This window comes from Pseudoalteromonas thalassia, assembly GCF_049257215.1.
In the GTDB taxonomy this organism is placed as follows: domain Bacteria; phylum Pseudomonadota; class Gammaproteobacteria; order Enterobacterales; family Alteromonadaceae; genus Pseudoalteromonas; species Pseudoalteromonas lipolytica_C.
Map to the genome: position 1 here is coordinate 1 of NZ_JBMMUE010000012.1, position 17796 is coordinate 17796.

Sequence of the window (17796 nt, forward strand, 5' to 3'; positions counted from 1 at the left end):
ATTTTGCTGAACTAAGTTTAAACTCTTGAGAAAAAGAGCGACGTTGTTTTGTCATAGAACACCTCTGTTTGAGTGGTAATAATACCACCTAAATTAGTGTCCGGTTTCATTGAAGCACAACACATTGATGAAACATACGTAATTTAACAAAATCGCATCTCGCCCTTGTGCCTTAAACCTGATAGCTTCATATTTACGTAGGTGGTATATTCCTTATGTGGTGATTAACCCCTTTAGGTAGAAGATTTAATGGCAAAAGATAGATATGCGCCAAAGGCTCTTGGCGATATTATGGCGGGCTTGAGTGGTCGTTTAGCGTCTTATGCTGGTAAAACCCAAGGCCTGTCGAGTCAACAAACGATTTTAGACGAGTTTTTAGGTGAAACGCTTTCCAAAAAATGCCGGGTAAGTAATTACCGCGATGGTACTTTGATGATTGAAGCGGTTTCTGCACCGATTGCACTGCGTTTAAATTATTTAAAAATGGATATGCTCTCGCATTTTCGTGCCGCTGGCATGGTAGAGCTTGGACAAATTAAAATTACCGCCAACCCACAAGCTACTCAGCGCTTATCTACATCAAAAGAAGCTGAAAAAAAACCGCAATCAAAGCGCCATATGAGTGAGCAAACGGCGGACTATTTAACAGCTATCGCTGCTGACGCCCCTCCATCGTTAAAAGAAAAATTAGAGCGCTTAGCCCAACACGGGCGGAAAAAATAAGTAAAGCCACCAGCTTTGAGTTGCCTAGCATTGCCTGTTGGTTATGTGTTGATGTGCATGATTCGCGTTGTATGGCAGGCGCACCAAGCAAGCGTGACGCCTACGTTTGATATAGGCGTGAAATTTATTTCGCGCGTCAGATCTTTCTCACAAAGAGAAGTGAATGAGAAGAGAATGAGGAAGTGATAATTATGTTTTTTCTCTCTAAAGTACAGCGCCTCTAATCCTCTTTGTAAGTTAAAGATCTTTTTTTCTAACCACAGAGGACACAGAGAGCACAGAGAAAGAGAAGGAGAGACAATAACCTCTTTGTAAATATTGGTTTCTCTGTGTAGCGCGAAGCGCCTCGGTGTTCTCTGTGGTTCAATATGTTTTTAAAAAATTTGCACAAAGAGGAGTGAATGAGAAGAGAATGAGGAAGTGATAATTATGTTTTTTTCTCTAAAGTGCAGCGCCTCTAATCCTCTTTGTAAGTTAAAGATCTTTTTTTCTAACCACAGAGGACACAGAGAGCACAGAGAAAGAGAAGGAGAGACAATAACCTCTTTGTAAATATTGGTTTCTCTGTGTAGCGCGAAGCGCCTCGGTGTTCTCTGTGGTTCAATATGTTTTCCTCTAAAGCGCAGCGCCTCATAACCTCTTTGTGAGTTAAAGATCTTTTTTCTAACCACAGAGGACACAGAGAGCACAGAGAAAGAGAGACAATAACCTCTTTGTAAATATTGGTTTCTCTGTGTAGCGCGAAGCGCCTTTATGTTCTCTGTGGTTCAATATTTTTTTAAAAAATTTGCACAAAGAGAAGTGAATGAGAAGAGAATGAGAAAGTGATAATTATGTTTTTTGTTTTCTCTAAAGCGAAGCGCCTCTTATCCTCTATGTGAATATTATTTTTCACTTTTGCAGGTTTCGCGATATAAAATCGCGCCTACAATTGAGCTCCTTTTTTCATCTCTGATCTTGATTTTATTTCAATTGTCGCCATATCTACTCAGTGGTCTTGTTTTCACCTTTTTTATGGGGTTAGATCAAAGATTATGGCTGATTTTTAAATTTTCTTGCCGAAATTCCATATCTTCACACACAGAAGGTTTGATGTTGCGCAGACTCTGGTATGATAGCGCACGAAATAAGCGGTGTTTTGAACAGCGTACTGATAAATTGTTAATTAATATGCCCTACATCATGAGCATAAGCGCATATTAATTATCAATTGAAGAAAGTGGGTTAGCTAATGACTAGCTAACAAAGAATATATTGTAACGGTTTTATCATGATATCTAATTTATTTACCAAGATTTTTGGTAGTCGCAATGACCGCACTATTAAAAACCTAAGAAAGACGGTCGCTCTAATTAATGCGCTTGAAAAGCAATTAGAAGCGCTTTCTGATGAAGATTTAAAAGCAAAAACAGCTGAATTTAGAGAGCGTTACGATAACGGACAAAGCCTAGATGATATCTTACCAGAAGCATTTGCTGTGGTACGTGAAGCATCTAAGCGTGTAAATGGCATGCGTCACTTCGACGTACAGCTACTAGGTGGTATGGTGTTACATCAAGGTCGTATCGCAGAGATGCGTACCGGTGAAGGTAAAACACTTACTGCAACATTACCTGCATACCTTCGTGGTTTAACAGGTAAAGGTGTTCACGTAATTACAGTGAATGACTACCTTGCAAAACGTGACGCCGAAACTAACCGTCCATTATTTGAATTCTTAGGCCTAACAGTAGGCTGCAACGTACCAGGCATGATGCCACAGCAAAAGAAAATCGCTTATGCTGCCGACATTACTTACGGTACGAATAACGAATTTGGCTTTGATTATCTTCGCGATAACATGGCATTTAGCATTGAAGAACGTGTGCAACGCCCACTTTACTACGCAGTAGTGGATGAGGTGGATTCAATCCTAATCGATGAAGCGCGTACGCCGCTTATTATCTCAGGCCCTGCAGAAGACAGCTCTGAGCTTTACATCGAAATCAACAAAATTGTGCCAGAACTTGAGCTACAAGAAAAAGAAGATGAAGAAGGCGTTGAAGGTGACGGCGACTTCACTATCGACGAAAAATCTAAGCAAGTTCACTTAACTGAACGTGGCCAAATTAAAGTTGAAGAACTATTAATTGAGCGTGGCTTAATCGAAGAAGGTGATTCACTTTACTCAGCTTCTAGCATCACATTATTAAGTCATGTGTATGCCGCGCTGCGAGCTCACAAGCTGTATCAAAAAGACGTTGATTACGTTGTTAAAGAAAACGAAGTTATCATTGTTGATGAGCATACAGGCCGTACAATGGAAGGTCGTCGTTGGTCAGAAGGTTTACACCAAGCTGTTGAAGCAAAAGAAGGTGTTCGCATTCAAAACGAAAACCAAACATTGGCATCAATCACATTCCAAAACTACTTCCGTTTATACGACACATTAGCGGGTATGACAGGTACAGCAGACACCGAAGCGTTTGAGTTCCAGTCTATCTATGGTCTAGACACCGTAGTAATGCCAACTAACAAACCGATGATCCGTGACGATCGTGCTGACCTTGTGTACTTAACACAAGAAGAGAAGTACGAAGCAATTCTTGCTGATATCAAAGATTGTCAAGAACGCGGTCAACCGGTACTTGTGGGTACGATTTCTATCGAAAGTTCTGAGTACTTATCGCAGTTCTTACGCAAAGAAAAAATTAAGCACAACGTACTTAATGCTAAGTTCCACGCGCAAGAAGCAGACATTGTTGCCGATGCAGGTTTACCTGGCACAGTAACCATTGCAACTAACATGGCCGGTCGTGGTACCGATATCGTGTTAGGTGGTAACTGGCACAGCGAAGTTGAAAAGCTAGAAAACCCGACTGATGAACAAATCAAAGCGATTAAAGATGAGTGGCAAAAACGTCACGATGCAGTAATCGAAGCGGGAGGCTTACACATCATTGGTACTGAGCGTCACGAGTCTCGTCGTATCGATAACCAGTTACGTGGTCGTTCTGGTCGTCAAGGTGATGCGGGTTCAAGCCGTTTCTATTTATCAATGGACGACGCGCTAATGCGTATCTTCGCTGGTGAGCGCATGACTAACATGATGCGTAAACTTGGTATGCAACGCGGCGAAGCGATTGAGCACCCTTGGGTTAACCGCGCAATCGAAAACGCACAACGTAAAGTTGAAGCACGCAACTTCGACGTTCGTAAGCAACTACTTGAGTACGATGATGTAGCAAACGACCAACGTCGTGTTGTTTACTCACAGCGTAACGAGCTACTTGAAGAAGGCGATATTTCAGAAACTATCACAGCAATTCGTAGCGACGTTCTTAACAGTACGATTGACCAATATATTGCGCCGCAAAGCTTAGCTGAAATGTGGGATATTCCAGGTCTTGAAGAGCGCTTAAAACTAGACTTCTTAATTGAGCTGCCAATTTCACAATGGTTAGCTGACGATAGCAAACTATACGAAGAAAAACTTCGTGAGCGTATCGAAGAAGCGGTTGAGCAAGCATACAAGCAAAAAGAAGAGATGGTAGGTGAGTCTGTGCTACGTCAATTCGAAAAAGCGATTATGCTACAAAGCCTAGACCAACACTGGAAAGATCACTTGGCAGCGATGGACCACCTTCGTCAAGGTATCCACTTACGTGGTTACGCACAGAAGAATCCAAAGCAAGAGTACAAGCGTGAGTCGTTCGAGCTATTCTCTGAAATGCTTGAGAACTTAAAAATCGACGTTGTTGGTATTTTAAGTAAAGTGCAAGTTCGCGCAGAAGAAGATGTTGAGAAAGTTGAAGAGCAACATCGTCGTAGCGAAAATGCACCACGTGAATATCAACACGAAGAAGCTGAGCACATTGGTGGCGAAACACCAGAAGGTGCTACAGTAACTCACCGTGCAGAGCCAAAAGTTGGCCGTAACGAGCCTTGTCCATGTGGTTCAGGTAATAAATTTAAACAGTGTTGCGGTAAATTAAAGTAACCAAAATACGCTGATAAAAAGCGACGCTTGCGTCGCTTTTTTTATGATTGAGGAATAACAAATGACAAAAAAAGTAGTGCATGTTGCTGTTGGCGTTATTTATAAAGATCAGCAGTTATTTATTTGTAAGCGCCCAGACGATAAACACCAAGGCGGCTTGTGGGAATTCCCTGGCGGTAAAGTAGAGCAGGGCGAAAGTGTTTTTGCAGCACTACAGCGTGAGCTATTAGAAGAAGTAAACCTAACCGTAAACGGTAGTGAAGAGCTAATGGTTATCGAGCATGACTACGGCGATAAATGCGTGCGCTTAGATGTGCACATTGTTGATGATTTCACAGGCACTGCCCATGGTGCAGAAGGCCAACAAGGTAAGTGGGTTGCACTGAGCGAGCTTGATGATTACAGCTTCCCAGCTGCGAATGTTGAGATTATCGAAAAGATAAAGCAGAAGTTTGAGCTGTAAGCTTTAAGCTGAACGGTGTTGTTGGTGGGAGATGCGTGTAGGAGTTACTTTAGTACCGAAAATATTTTCACAAAGAGAAGTGAATGAGAAGAGAATGAGGAAGTGATAATTATGTTTTTTGTTTCCTCTAAAGCGCAGCGCCTCTTGTCCTCTTTGTGAATTAAAGATCTTTTTCTAACCACAGAGGACACAGAGAGCACAGAGGAAGAGAAAGCGAGACCATAATCTCTTTGTTGATAGTGGTTTCTCTGTGTAGCGCGAAGCACCTCGGTGTGCTCTGTGGTTCAATATGTTTTACACAAAGAGAAGTGAATGAGAAGAGAATGAGGAAGTGATAATTATGCTTTTTGTTTTCCTCTAAAGCGCAGCGCCTCTTGCCCTCTTTGTGAATTAAAGATCTTTTTCTAACCACAGAAGACACAGAGAGCACAGAGGAAGAGAGCAAATTTTCTTAGTAAATATTGGTTTCTCTATGTAGCGCGAAGCGCCTCGGTGTTCTCTGTGGTTCAAATATTGTTTTTAGGTGATTTGCACAAAGAGAAGAGAGTGAGGAAGTGATAATTACGTTTTTTGTTTCCTCTAAAGCGCAGCGCCTCATAATCTCTTTGTGAATTAAAGATCTTTTTCTAACCGCAGAGGACACTGAGAGCACAGAGGAAGAGATCAAAATTTCTTAGTAAATATTGGTTTCTCTGTGTAGCGCGAAGCGCCTCGGTGTTCTCTGTGGTTCAATATGTTTTTAAAAAATTTGCACAAAGAGAAGTGAATGAGGAAGTGATAATTATGCTTTTTGTTTTCCTCTAAAGCGCAGCGCCTCTTGTCCTCTTTGTGAATTAAAGATCTTTTTCTAACCACAGAGGACACAGAGAGCAGCCATTTGTCTAACACCAAGGCTAGTGCTTATTTATAACCGTTAGGGTTTTGACTTTGCCAGCGCCACGTATCTTGCATCATCTCGTCAATGCCGCGCTCAGCTTGCCAGCCAAGCTCCTTTAGCGCCTTTTCTGGGGCAGCGTAACATGCAGCAATATCACCCGCTCGGCGCGGCGATATTTGGTAAGGAACAGCTTGTCCGCTGGCTTTTTCAAAGGCATTAACCATTTGTAATACCGAATAACCATTGCCTGTGCCAAGGTTAAATACGTGTGCGCCTGTATCACTAGCAATGCGGTTCAGCGCTTTTAAGTGACCAAGTGCTAAATCAACTACATGAATATAATCACGCACGCCCGTGCCATCTAGCGTATCGTAGTCATCACCAAACACACCTAGCTTTTCTAATTTGCCAACTGCCACCTGAGAAATATACGGCAGTAAGTTATTAGGAATGCCATTAGGGTCTTCACCGATTAGTCCCGACTCATGCGCACCAACAGGATTAAAGTAACGTAAAATTACAAAGGCAAAGCGTTCATCCGATTTAGCAATATCTTGTAGCATCATCTCAACCATGAGTTTAGATGTACCGTATGGATTTGTTGTGCCACCAACGGGGAAGTCTTCGCGAATTGGTAAGCTTGCTGGGTCGCCATAAACCGTTGCTGATGAGCTAAATACTAATTTGAATACACCAGCGTTGCGCATTGCATCAACCAGCGTTAACGTGCCTTGTACGTTGTTTTGGTAATACTCAATAGGCTTAATAACCGATTCGCCCACTGCTTTTAAACCTGCAAAGTGGATAACGCTGTCGATTGAGTGCTCACTAAAGATTTTATCTAAACAGGCTCTATCTAAAATGTCACCTTGGTAAAACGTGACATCTTTACCCGTGATTTTTTTAACACGAGCCAATGACTCATTTGATGAATTGCTTAAATTATCAAGTACAACAACATCATTACCCTGTTGTAATAATTCTAAAACGGTATGTGAACCGATATACCCGGCTCCGCCGGTGACTAAAATGGTCATAAGATTTCCATAAACTATACCTGATTAAATTAGGCTTATTTCATCATATTTCGCGTTAAATTACATGAATAAAATGTGATTATTATTCTGTATGGCAAGGTGAGGTAGTTGTTTTTGATTACACTTTATACCATATTGGTTACACCTAGCTGATTACATATTAAGCTATAGTTAATCGTCAGCTGCTAAATTTTTAAGCACTAGCTACACCTGTTAACTGGAGAATATAATGAATATAGTAAAAAAAGTTGCGTTAGCGCTTATGGTTACGCTCCCGGCTTTTGCTCATGCAGGCGAAGCAAAAGTTAAATGGCATGACTTTAATGATTATCGTGATGTACGCCCAGGGAATAACTCACCAAAAGGCGCATTTCATAAAAATGTGGCAAATAATTTTGAAAAACACTTTAACAAACTAGCTGAAAAGCTACCCGAAGGTTATACCTTTAATGTTGAGGTGACAGAGCTCGATCTAGCTGGTGATGTGCGATTTGGTACCATGAATGAGCTACGTATTATCAAACCAATTTACTTTCCGCGTATCGACCTAAATTATTCAATTACCGATAAAAACGGTAAGGTCGTGAGCGAAGCAAACGATGTAAAACTCAAAGATATGGGATTCATGGATCGTATGAAGATGGGTCGTGATGAGGCTTATTATTACGATAAACGTTTAATTACTGATTGGTTCGAAGATGAGCTATTACCGTCGTTAAACCTTGATGAATAAACTTAGTCACTATGTGGCTGTAGCAGTAAGTAAATAGTACAACTAAATACATATTTAACTGCTGCTACAACTTATAAATTTCATTTTATTGAGACTACCCGTATATAAGTTTTTCTTTTAGCTTATTCGTTTAACGTTCAATACCTAAAGTACTAAAAGTATTCTTAGTCTTGATCTTGGTTACATTTTGAACCATATTGTTATTCTATTACATGATTTTTACTTGGTGTTCACACTATACATTTTATAAATGTTGATTATGTAATAGTTTGAAACCTAATGGAGAAATGGAATGATTAAGATCAATAAAGCTTTACTTGTAACTAGTTTACTTTTACCTGCTTTTGCCTACTCTGGTGAAGCCGAAGTAAAATGGCAAAATTTTGATGAATACAGTGATGTGCGCCCAGGGAGTAACTGGAAAAAAGAAAATTACTATAACAGCGTTAAGCGTAACCACGAAAAAACGTTTAGAAAATTAGCAAGTAAATTACCTGATGGTTATGTTTTTTCTGTTGAGGTAACAGATTTAGATCTTGCTGGTGAAGTACTGTTAGGTAATGGCAATGGCAATAGTACCGAACCTCGCGTAATGTCATCTACATACTCACCTAAAATTACCTTAAATTATACAGTTAAGAGTAATGATGGAAAAGTTGTTAGCCAAGATAGCAACTTGAAACTTAAAGATATGAGCTATCTAGATGGTATCGTAATGCGTTACAAAGATTCATACTATTACGATAATAAACTGATAGCCGAGTGGTTTGAGGATAAACTGCTTCCGTCAATTGACTCAGCTGAATAAATACGCTTTTATGGCAGCAACTTTATATCAAGTGTTTTTGCTTTTGTTTGCATAATTAACAAGATATAAAAGCGCTGCCAAAATTAACAATATGAGTTTTAACGATGAATATACTCATAGTTAAACTTATGGCTAAAGAGCCACTTTCACTTTTCCGTTAGTTTACTTAAACGTCGCTAACAGTTGTAATAGCTGTTGCAGTTTAATAACGGTTTTTTTCAGTTTTTCTTCGTCCATACCATCATTGCTTAAGCTTTCTACATCAGCAGCAACATCAAGAACGTAAGGTTTAAAGCGTTTCGCTTCAAAATCAAAGCCAGCATCTTTTGCAAATAAGGCTGTGAATTTGCCGTGCCCTTGCTGCTGTAAGTCATCTAATTTTTTATCGGCATCAAGTGCCTGACGGTAAACGATTTTTAGGTTAGCATTTAGCTGTTCTATAATTGAATCCATTTTTTTCCTAAAGCTTTAGACTGCAATGCCGATATAGTACGTGGATTGTATTAAAAAGTCAGGTGATGAACTATGAATATATCAGGATCAAACTTACCCGTAATGAGTAGCGGTGGTGAAAGCGCCGAAGTTTACAGCGCGTCACTTGCTAAAAAGCAGCAAAAAGCAGAAGGTGCTGCAGCTCTAGCGCTAATCGAAGGTGCAGCAACATCGAGTGCAGCAGCGCAAACACCTGCTAAGTCGGTAACTGCGACACTAGGTAATAACGTTAACGTATACGTTTAACTAGATAGGGCGTGTTGACCCTTTATGATTGATTTTGCAGCAGTGTGTTTGGTATTTAGGCAAGGCAGAGCCTATGCAGTGTGGTTGTTCCCCATAAATAGGCGATAACGCAGCATTAATGCCAAACACGCGCAGCCCTTCGGGTTCTTCCTAGGGGCGATAAACTCTTTGTAACTCGATTTTTACTTAGCCCACTAGGTTACAAATCTCGCGCCGCGATTAAATCGCCCCTAGAGTGAACAAATTTCAATCAACAAAGGTCAACACGCCCTTAGATCGATTGGCGTTTTACTTTTTTCGCCGCCGATCTCGCGTACCAGCTTAGGAACCAAGAACCCCGGCAATGCTGCCAGCATAGCCGTCACGATTTCTCGTGCCTGACTCTCAGCTATATCAAAGTGGCTGGCACCTTCCACTTTATCTAGTAGATGTAAGTAGTAAGGTAATATATCGGCCTCGAACAGTGCCTCACTTAGCGCAACTTGCGACTCGACAGAGTCATTCACATCTTTTAGTAACACCGCTTGATTTAATAAGGTAACACCCACAGCTTTTAATTTTTGCATGGCCGCTTTAAAGTCATCATCAATTTCATTAGCGTGATTGATATGGTTTATAAACACCACTTTTAACGATGATGCAGCAAAGCGTGCACATAGCTCATCGGTAATTCTTGCAGGGATCACCACTGGTAAGCGGCTGTGAATACGTAGGCGCTTAATTTGCGGTAGCTGTTCGAGCTCATCCATAAACCAACTAACGGCATCGTCTTTAGCCATCAAAGGGTCGCCGCCACTTAAAATGACTTCGTTAATATTGCTGTCGGCTTTTATATAAGCCAGTGCGTCAATTAAGCTACGTTTGTTTAATTGGTTTTCTTGATACGGGAAATGGCGTCTAAAACAATAGCGACAATTTACCGCACAACCGGTTTTAAACATCACTAAAACGCGAGAGCGATACTTGTGTAACAAACCAGGTTGGTTGTTATCTTGCTCTTTTAAGGGGTCTTTGTCGTAACCTGTTTTTGCTAAAAATTCTTGATGGCGAGGCATCACTTGCAGCAAAAGAGGGTCGTTTATGTCGCCATAACGCATTTTTTTGATAAAAGGCAGCGGCACGCGGACAGGAAAAAGACTGCGTGCTTTGAGGTCTTTTTCGTCTACTTTGCTTGATAATCCTAGCATTTCTAGCAAGCGTTCAGGACAAGTGACAACATTTGCTAATTCTTTTTGCCAGTTTTTATGCAAATTTACTTCATTTCTTTGTATCATTGACACGTAGATTACTCGAAATTATTTAGACAGAGGAAACGATGGCGAATTATAGCACCAATGAGTTCAAGGGCGGCCTAAAAATTATGTTAGACGGCGAACCTTGCAGCATCTTAGAAAATGAAATGGTAAAACCAGGTAAAGGCCAGGCGTTTAACCGTGTTCGTATTCGTAAACTTATCACAGGTAAAGTACTAGAAAAAACGTTCAAGTCAGGTGAGACCGTTGAAGGTGCAGACGTAATGGATACCGATTTAGCGTATCTATATACTGACGGTGAGTTTTGGCATTTCATGAACAACGAAACATTTGAGCAAATCGCTGCTGACGAAAAAGCACTTGGCGACAACGCTAAATGGTTAGTTGAAAATGACGTATGTACAATCACGCTTTGGAACGGTAACCCAATCGCCGTTACTCCACCAAACTTTGTTGAACTAGAAATCACTGACACAGATCCAGGTCTAAAAGGTGATACAGCAGGTACTGGCGGTAAACCAGCAACATTAAGCACTGGTGCTGTTGTTCGTGTTCCTCTATTCGTACAAATCGGCGAAGTGATCAAGGTTGATACACGTAGCGGTGAATACGTGAGCCGCGTTAAGTAATAGGCTTTGTTAAGCAATTTATTATAAAATCCCAGCTTCTGCTGGGATTTTTTTTGAGAAACAGTTTATGTCTAAAGCCCTTTGGCAACCAAGCGCCGATATTGAAACTTTACGCCACCGTGCCGCCATCATTCGCCGTATTCGCGAGTTCTTTTATGCACGCGATGTTATGGAGGTTGAAACACCAAGCCTAAGTGCAGCCAGTGTAACTGATGTGCATTTAGCGACATTTAGTACCGAGTTTGTTGGCCCAGGTCATGCTGGTGGCTTACCACTGTATTTGCAAACGTCACCAGAGTTTGCCATGAAGCGTTTACTTGCTGCGGGCTCTGGGGCTATTTTCCAGCTGTGCAAAGCCTTTCGAAATGAAGAGGCGGGTAGCCATCATAACCCTGAATTTACGATGCTTGAGTGGTATCGTCCGGGTTTTGATGAATTTGCGCTTATGGATGAAATGGATGAGCTTATGCAATTGGTGCTTGGGGTAGATAGCGCAGAGCGACTCACTTATCAGCAAGCCTTTATGAACGCTTTAGGTGTAGACCCTTTAACTGCTGATATCAGCACATTGCAGCAACTCGCAACAGAGCAGGGCTTTGCCGATATTGCCGCGAATGAAACACATCGCGATACCTTGTTACAGCTATTATTTTGTATGAAGGTAGAGCCAACAATTGGCCAAGAAAAGCCTTGTTTCGTTTATCATTTTCCAGCTTCGCAAGCAGCTCTTGCACAAATTTGCCAGCACGATGAGCGAGTTGCAGGGCGCTTTGAGTTATATTTTAAAAATATGGAACTGGCAAACGGCTTTAATGAGCTGACCAATGGTAAAGAGCAAGCAGCTCGTTTTAGTGAAGATAATCAGTATCGTGAAGCAAATGGCTTAAAGCAAGTGCCAATGGATGAGCGTTTAATAGCCGCTCTAGAGCATGGTTTGCCACAATGTGCGGGTGTCGCATTGGGTATTGATCGACTCATTATGCTGGCAACGAATAAGAAAAAGATCAAAGACGTGATCGCTTTTGATGTTGAAAGGGCTTAAATGTAGGAGCGGGTTTAACCCGCGATTTTCATTGATTTTAAAAGCGCGACATAAACTCGCGCCTACGGTTTATAGCTCGTAAATAAATGTCACACCGGCAACCATAGGCTCGCCAAGTTGGGTGTAAGTATGAGTGGTGTAACCATCTAATGGGTCGTTACCAAACTCAAAGCCACGAGTTGGTACGTCTTCATCAAATAAGTTACGTGCCCATGCATTAATGCTCCAATTATCACTTTCATAACCAAACGAAGCATTTACCAAGTTGGTGCTTGGTGCTTGTGAGTTATGGCTGTCAGAGAAGTAATAATCGTCTTTGCCTTCTACACCAATTGATGCGTAAAGTGCTGGCGTAAAGTTATAACGCGCAGTGAATGCATATTGGTATTTAGGTGCTTGTGCTTGGTCACGGCCATCTTGATCAAGGCCTGATTGCGCAACAAAGTCATTGATTTCTGTATGTAAATAACCCGCACTACCCGTAAGTAGTAAATTGTCAGTGGCTTGGAAGCTACCTTCAATTTCTAAACCGTAGTTTTCACCAGAGCTGGCATTATCGATATAGCCTGTGAATTTTTGACCTTCAACCTGCCACGATTTTAACTGCATATCTTCGCGATACATGTAGAAAGCGGCAAGACGTAACACAAACTTATCGTCTAGTGAGCTGCCTTTCACACCAAACTCACCGCTCCAAAGGTATTCAGGGGCAAATGATGTGTGATTAGCAAAGAAATCAGCATCTAGGTTTAAGCCTTCATCTTTTGCTTTTGCTAACGCTTCAGAATTAATACCGCCGGCCTTATAGCCACGAGTAATGCTGGTGTAGATCATGGTGCGATCAATCACTTGGTATTCAAGTGCAAGCTTACCGCCCACCATGACATCATCAGTTTCTTCAATAAAACCGTTGTTGTCGGTGTAGTCGCCTTGATACTGCTCAACACGCAAACCCGTAATTAAGGTTGTTTTTGGGCCGATAGGTGTTGCTAATTGACCGTATGCCGCAATATTACTGGTTTCATAATTTGATGCAAATGGCTGTGCCAGCCAAGTGTATTGGCGTTCTAAATCAACTTCGCGGCCTTGGTAGTAAATACCGGCAACCCACTCTCCAGACTTACCGCTAAATTGCAGCTCGGCTGCTTGATCTTGGCGATCGCGAAAGTAAGCATCTGTTGAGCTATAGCCCCATTCATGCAAGCCTGCAGCACATAACTCTGGTTGGGCTTCATCATTACACACCCAGTCTTCGTCGTAGCTGTATAGCAGCTCGCTGTCGATACCTGAAAGGTTTAGGCTAACATCAAACCAATCGAAGCCGGTGTAAATGTTGGCAAGGCCAACAGCAATGCTTTCTTGGTTATCTTGGCCTGGTTCATCAGCCACACTGTAACGGCTGTTATCCAAGGTGAAGGCGTCATAGCCGTTATTAATATCAATGTAATGAACGCTCAGTTCAGTACGTAGGTGATCGGTCAATTGGCTGTGTAATTTAAAGCGAGAAACGAGCTCATCTTGTTGTTGGGTATCTTCGCCTAAATAACGGTTTTCAACATAGCCATCAGACTCACGTTGATAAATACTGGCGCGTACTGCTGTGTCGTCGGTAATACCCGTACCTGCGGCAACACCTGCTTCATAGCTATTGTAGTTGCCCGCACCTAATTGTATTTTCACACTTGGGTCAAGAGTGGGTGTTGCAGATTCCATTTGAATCATGCCAGCTAATGCATCAGCACCAAAGCGAGTTCCTTGTGGGCCGCGATAAATTTCTACCTGGTCGATATCAAATAACAGTGAACTGCCGCCTAAACCAGAGTAGTTGATGCCGTCGATCACTAAGCCAACCGAAGGATTAATTGGGTCTACAAACTGTGAGCGTAAACCTACACCACGAATTTGCACGAAACGACCACGAGAAGCCCCTGAGGTAAAGTTTACATTCGCTGCACTAGCAAGCATTTCATCTAAAAACTTTGCACCACGTTGATTGATTTCATGGTCTGAAAACAAACTAGCACTGGCACTTAATGTTTGAATGCTTTCTTTTTTGAAATCACCGGTAACTACAATCGTTTCCAACTCACCATCTTCAGCGTAGGCAATCGAAGATGCTGCAAATAAAGGCAGGATGGCAGCAGATAATAATGATAAACGTCGTTTCATGTGGATTCTTAACTCCATTTTCGGGACTGCTATTCTAGCAACCTAGCTAGCCAAATGGCTATAAAATCAATTTTTATGGTATAAACGCAGGCAATTATACGTAAATTGATTAGGAATACGACTATGACCTTTAAAGTCGACTTTAAAGTGCGTGATTATGAGTGTGATTTACAAGGTATTGTAAATAACAGTGTTTATTTTAATTACTTAGAACATGCTCGTCATGAATTTTTACATGCTCAAGGTATCGACTTTGCAAAGCTAGCAAGAGAAAAAGTTAACCTTGTGGTGCTTCGCAGCGAAATGGATTACAAGGCATCACTTGTGCCGGGTGATGAATTTTACGTGGCCGTTGAGCCGGAGCGTATCAGCCGTTTAAAGTTTGCATTTAGACAAACGGTGTATCGCAAACATGACGATAAAGTGATGCTACAAGCGTTAGTGATTGGTACGTCGGTAAATGAAAAAGGTCGTCCTTTTTTACCAGAAGAAGTCGATAACTTATTCAAGTAAGCGAGAGTGTTTCAAAAAAATGGGGCTTAGAACAATTTTTTACAGATAAAACATGTTTTTTTAACGATCAAAGCAGTCAAATATTGTTACTATTATGGTATTGGAATTTGAATTGTAAAAAATATGAAGCGTTTAGCCGTACCACTTTTGTTTGTATTATTTTGTTTAGGGTGTTCATCAACCAGTACAGTCACAAGTGAACAATTAAAATATACTCAGTGGCAGCTATCAAAGGTGAATGGCTTAAATCTTGATGTGTCGCAAAGTGCATCAATGCGATTTATTGAAGCAATGCAAATAAATGGCTTTGCTGGCTGTAATAAATTCTTTGGCGAAGCAGTTCTAACTGACGATGATTCAATTGTAGTAAACAAGCTAGGCATGACACGTAAATCGTGCGGTGAGAAAGCCGATGAACTCGAACGTAGTTTGTTAACCGCGTTAAGAGAAGGTGCAGCCATTAAGCTTGAAGGTGAGCAACTGACTTTGCAAGGTACGCACCGCTTTACCTTTATCGCCAAAAACTAAAGCGCATGTGCTTGCAGCAAATTTTTAACTAACGTACACTCATTGCGTTAATAAAAAATAACGAATTTAAACTTGTCGGAGTGCCTTTAACAAGGCTGAGATCGCGAAAGCGGGATCCGTGAACCTGATCAGGCTAACACCTGCGTAGGGAACAAGCTGCCTCACTAGGCGCTTGTGCGCCAAATTTTGGGGCATAAGCGGCACAGGCTGCACTAGTAAGCATTTAACTTACTAACGATCCAATGGCGTTTGCCACTCTCTATTGCACTTGCAATATCTGACAAGACAACCCTTAAAGCAATGAGGTAAGTCATGTCAAACACAACAACTAAACCATCTCGCCGCGAAGTTCGTGCGGCTGCATCAGAGTATATTTATAACTTAACGGGCCAACCGTTTCCTAACTCTCATAAAGTTTATGTAGAAGGCACGCAAGATAATGTGCGAGTAGGGATGCGTGAAATCACCCTCAGCGATACCTTCATCGGTGGTACTGAAGAGAATCCCGTATTTGAGCCTAACGCGCCAATTCGTGTTTACGATACATCAGGCCCATACACTGATCCAGATTTTAAACTTGATGTGCGCAAGGGCCTTGAGAAATACCGTGAAAAGTGGATTGAAAGCCGCGGCGACACTGAAATTCTAGACTCAGTGACTTCACAATTTTCTCAACAGCGAATGGCAGATGAAGGATTAGATCATATCCGCTTTGAGCACCTACCAAAGATCCGCCGTGCAAAAGCAGGTAAAAACGTCACGCAAATGCATTATGCGCGACAAGGCATCGTGACGCCTGAAATGGAATATGTGGCAATCCGTGAAAACATGGGTCGCGCTAAAATTCGTGAAGAGTTACTTGCAGCCCAGCACAAAGGCGAATCGTTTGGTGCTAGTATTCCTGATTTTATTACCCCTGAATTTGTGCGTGATGAAATTGCTCGTGGCCGCGCTGTGCTTCCTAACAATATTAACCACCCAGAAACCGAGCCGATGATCATTGGCCGAAACTTTTTAGTTAAAGTGAACGCGAATATTGGTAATTCGTCGGTCACTTCATCAATCGAAGAAGAAGTCGAAAAAATGGTGTGGTCGACTCGTTGGGGTGCCGACACGGTAATGGACTTATCAACGGGTCGCTATATTCACGAAACTCGTGAGTGGGTGGTACGTAACTCACCAGTACCAATTGGCACGGTACCAATTTACCAAGCGCTTGAAAAAGTAAACGGTGTGGCTGAAGACCTAACGTGGGAGATTTTCCGCGATACCTTGATTGAACAAGCAGAACAGGGTGTTGATTACTTTACTATTCATGCTGGGGTATTACTGCGTTACGTGCCTATGACGGCAAAGCGTGTTACCGGTATTGTTTCGCGTGGCGGCTCAATCATGGCGAAATGGTGTTTAGCGCACCATAAAGAAAACTTCTTATACACGCACTTTGAAGAAATCTGTGAAATTTTAAAACAGTATGATGTGTGTTTTTCATTAGGTGATGGCCTGCGTCCGGGCTCTATTGCCGATGCGAATGACGAAGCTCAATTCAGCGAATTACGTACTTTAGGTGAGCTGACAAAACTTGCTTGGAAACATGATGTGCAAGTGTTCATTGAAGGCCCTGGCCATGTGCCAATGCATATGATCAAAGAGAACATGGAAGAGCAGCTAAAACACTGTGAAGAAGCACCGTTTTATACTCTTGGTCCATTAACCACGGATATTGCACCGGGGTACGATCATTTCACATCAGGTATTGGCGCTGCTCAAATTGCTTGGTACGGCTGTGCCATGCTTTGTTATGTAACCCCTAAAGAGCATTTAGGCTTACCTAACAAAGAAGACGTTAAAGAAGGTTTAATCACTTACAAGATTGCTGCTCATGCTGCCGATTTGGCAAAAGGCCATCCGGGTGCGCAAGAGCGTGACAACGCATTATCAAAAGCACGCTTTGAGTTCCGTTGGCATGACCAATTTAATCTAGGTTTAGACCCAGAACGCGCCCGCGAATATCACGACGAAACACTGCCACAAGAATCAGGCAAGATTGCACACTTTTGCTCTATGTGTGGACCTAAGTTTTGTTCGATGAAGATCACTCAAGAAGTACGTGATTACGCCAAAGATCTTGAAGCAAGAGGGATAGATCCAAATAACGTAGGTGATGCTATCGAAATCAAAATGGTTGATGTTGAAGCCGAAATGAAAGCGAAATCAGACGAGTTCAAAAAAACAGGCTCTGAGATTTACCACAAAGCAGTTTAATTGATGGAGCTAGGCATCAGCGATAGGCTCTGGGTTTTT

Annotated in this window: 15 protein-coding genes and 1 riboswitch; of the genes, 11 read left to right on the forward strand and 4 right to left on the reverse strand. The window is 41.8% G+C overall.

What is annotated here, in order from left to right:
• Positions 1-249 precede the first annotated feature (249 nt).
• The 3 genes from AAEU31_RS14160 to mutT all read left to right on the forward strand — a co-directional run bounded on the left by AAEU31_RS14160 (position 250) and on the right by mutT (position 5165).
• Positions 250-723, forward strand: coding sequence for a DUF721 domain-containing protein (locus AAEU31_RS14160; protein WP_135923392.1), 474 nt, complete (start codon positions 250-252; stop codon positions 721-723).
• 1270 nt (positions 724-1993) lie between these two features.
• Complete coding sequence (gene secA / locus AAEU31_RS14165; protein ID WP_135923393.1) at positions 1994-4702, forward strand: preprotein translocase subunit SecA; 2709 nt, start codon at positions 1994-1996, stop codon at positions 4700-4702.
• A 61-nt stretch (positions 4703-4763) separates the two neighbouring features.
• Positions 4764-5165 (forward strand): 8-oxo-dGTP diphosphatase MutT, encoded by a 402-nt coding sequence (mutT, locus tag AAEU31_RS14170; RefSeq protein ID WP_135923394.1) that lies wholly within the window; start codon positions 4764-4766, stop codon positions 5163-5165.
• Positions 5166-6065: 900 nt separating this feature from the next.
• On the opposite strand, the gene galE is transcribed toward mutT, so the two are convergent.
• Positions 6066-7079, reverse strand: a complete 1014-nt coding sequence (gene galE / locus AAEU31_RS14175) for a UDP-glucose 4-epimerase GalE (RefSeq protein WP_421967561.1) — start codon at positions 7077-7079, stop codon at positions 6066-6068.
• Positions 7080-7308: 229 nt separating this feature from the next.
• On the opposite strand from galE, the gene AAEU31_RS14180 reads away from it, so the two are divergent.
• Entirely contained in the window at positions 7309-7812 is a 504-nt protein-coding gene (locus AAEU31_RS14180; protein WP_135923396.1) for a DUF3016 domain-containing protein, read from the forward strand.
• Between the two features lie 292 nt (positions 7813-8104).
• Positions 8105-8620 (forward strand): DUF3016 domain-containing protein, encoded by a 516-nt coding sequence (locus AAEU31_RS14185; protein WP_135923397.1) that lies wholly within the window; start codon positions 8105-8107, stop codon positions 8618-8620.
• A gap of 162 nt (positions 8621-8782) precedes the next feature.
• Here the strand turns inward: AAEU31_RS14185 and AAEU31_RS14190 are convergent, their stop codons facing one another.
• On the reverse strand, positions 8783-9073 hold the full coding sequence (locus tag AAEU31_RS14190) for a hypothetical protein (RefSeq protein WP_054561134.1): 291 nt from the start codon (positions 9071-9073) through the stop codon (positions 8783-8785).
• A 72-nt stretch (positions 9074-9145) separates the two neighbouring features.
• Here AAEU31_RS14190 and AAEU31_RS14195 point away from each other — a divergent pair, with 72 nt between their 5' ends.
• The gene (locus tag AAEU31_RS14195) at positions 9146-9358 is read left to right on the forward strand and encodes a hypothetical protein (RefSeq protein ID WP_421967562.1); all 213 of its coding nucleotides are present in this window, start codon (positions 9146-9148) and stop codon (positions 9356-9358) included.
• Between the two features lie 260 nt (positions 9359-9618).
• Here AAEU31_RS14195 and epmB read toward each other — a convergent pair whose 3' ends face one another.
• Positions 9619-10632 carry an EF-P beta-lysylation protein EpmB gene (epmB, locus tag AAEU31_RS14200; protein WP_253039641.1) on the reverse strand — a complete coding sequence of 338 codons (1014 nt, stop codon included), beginning with the start codon at positions 10630-10632 and terminating at the stop codon, positions 9619-9621.
• Positions 10633-10673: 41 nt separating this feature from the next.
• On the opposite strand from epmB, the gene efp reads away from it, so the two are divergent.
• Positions 10674-11240: an elongation factor P gene (efp, locus tag AAEU31_RS14205; protein WP_135923400.1), complete on the forward strand. Its 567-nt coding sequence runs from the start codon at positions 10674-10676 to the stop codon at positions 11238-11240.
• Positions 11241-11307: 67 nt separating this feature from the next.
• Positions 11308-12282, forward strand: a complete 975-nt coding sequence (gene epmA / locus AAEU31_RS14210; RefSeq protein WP_235382408.1) for an elongation factor P--(R)-beta-lysine ligase — start codon at positions 11308-11310, stop codon at positions 12280-12282.
• A 69-nt stretch (positions 12283-12351) separates the two neighbouring features.
• Here epmA and AAEU31_RS14215 read toward each other — a convergent pair whose 3' ends face one another.
• Entirely contained in the window at positions 12352-14451 is a 2100-nt protein-coding gene (locus AAEU31_RS14215) for a TonB-dependent receptor (RefSeq protein WP_421967563.1), read from the reverse strand.
• Positions 14452-14574: 123 nt separating this feature from the next.
• On the opposite strand from AAEU31_RS14215, the gene AAEU31_RS14220 reads away from it, so the two are divergent.
• The 3 genes from AAEU31_RS14220 (at position 14575) to thiC (ending at position 17757) form a co-directional block, all read left to right on the forward strand.
• Entirely contained in the window at positions 14575-14964 is a 390-nt protein-coding gene (locus tag AAEU31_RS14220; protein ID WP_054561129.1) for an acyl-CoA thioesterase, read from the forward strand.
• Positions 14965-15087: 123 nt separating this feature from the next.
• Positions 15088-15492, forward strand: coding sequence for an META domain-containing protein (locus tag AAEU31_RS14225; RefSeq protein ID WP_421967564.1), 405 nt, complete (start codon positions 15088-15090; stop codon positions 15490-15492).
• 66 nt (positions 15493-15558) lie between these two features.
• A riboswitch (TPP riboswitch) is annotated at positions 15559-15660 on the forward strand.
• 144 nt (positions 15661-15804) lie between these two features.
• Complete coding sequence (gene thiC, locus AAEU31_RS14230; protein ID WP_235382410.1) at positions 15805-17757, forward strand: phosphomethylpyrimidine synthase ThiC; 1953 nt, start codon at positions 15805-15807, stop codon at positions 17755-17757.
• Positions 17758-17796 lie beyond the last annotated feature (39 nt).

Coding starts and splice junctions, on each gene's coding strand:
- AAEU31_RS14160 (WP_135923392.1), top strand. CDS start 250: ATGGCAAAAGATAGATATGCGCCAAAGGCTCTTGGCGATATTATGGCG.
- secA (WP_135923393.1), top strand. CDS start 1,994: ATGATATCTAATTTATTTACCAAGATTTTTGGTAGTCGCAATGACCGC.
- mutT (WP_135923394.1), top strand. CDS start 4,764: ATGACAAAAAAAGTAGTGCATGTTGCTGTTGGCGTTATTTATAAAGAT.
- galE (WP_421967561.1), bottom strand. CDS start 7,079: ATGACCATTTTAGTCACCGGCGGAGCCGGGTATATCGGTTCACATACC.
- AAEU31_RS14180 (WP_135923396.1), top strand. CDS start 7,309: ATGAATATAGTAAAAAAAGTTGCGTTAGCGCTTATGGTTACGCTCCCG.
- AAEU31_RS14185 (WP_135923397.1), top strand. CDS start 8,105: ATGATTAAGATCAATAAAGCTTTACTTGTAACTAGTTTACTTTTACCT.
- AAEU31_RS14190 (WP_054561134.1), bottom strand. CDS start 9,073: ATGGATTCAATTATAGAACAGCTAAATGCTAACCTAAAAATCGTTTAC.
- AAEU31_RS14195 (WP_421967562.1), top strand. CDS start 9,146: ATGAATATATCAGGATCAAACTTACCCGTAATGAGTAGCGGTGGTGAA.
- epmB (WP_253039641.1), bottom strand. CDS start 10,632: ATGATACAAAGAAATGAAGTAAATTTGCATAAAAACTGGCAAAAAGAA.
- efp (WP_135923400.1), top strand. CDS start 10,674: ATGGCGAATTATAGCACCAATGAGTTCAAGGGCGGCCTAAAAATTATG.
- epmA (WP_235382408.1), top strand. CDS start 11,308: ATGTCTAAAGCCCTTTGGCAACCAAGCGCCGATATTGAAACTTTACGC.
- AAEU31_RS14215 (WP_421967563.1), bottom strand. CDS start 14,451: ATGAAACGACGTTTATCATTATTATCTGCTGCCATCCTGCCTTTATTT.
- AAEU31_RS14220 (WP_054561129.1), top strand. CDS start 14,575: ATGACCTTTAAAGTCGACTTTAAAGTGCGTGATTATGAGTGTGATTTA.
- AAEU31_RS14225 (WP_421967564.1), top strand. CDS start 15,088: ATGAAGCGTTTAGCCGTACCACTTTTGTTTGTATTATTTTGTTTAGGG.
- thiC (WP_235382410.1), top strand. CDS start 15,805: ATGTCAAACACAACAACTAAACCATCTCGCCGCGAAGTTCGTGCGGCT.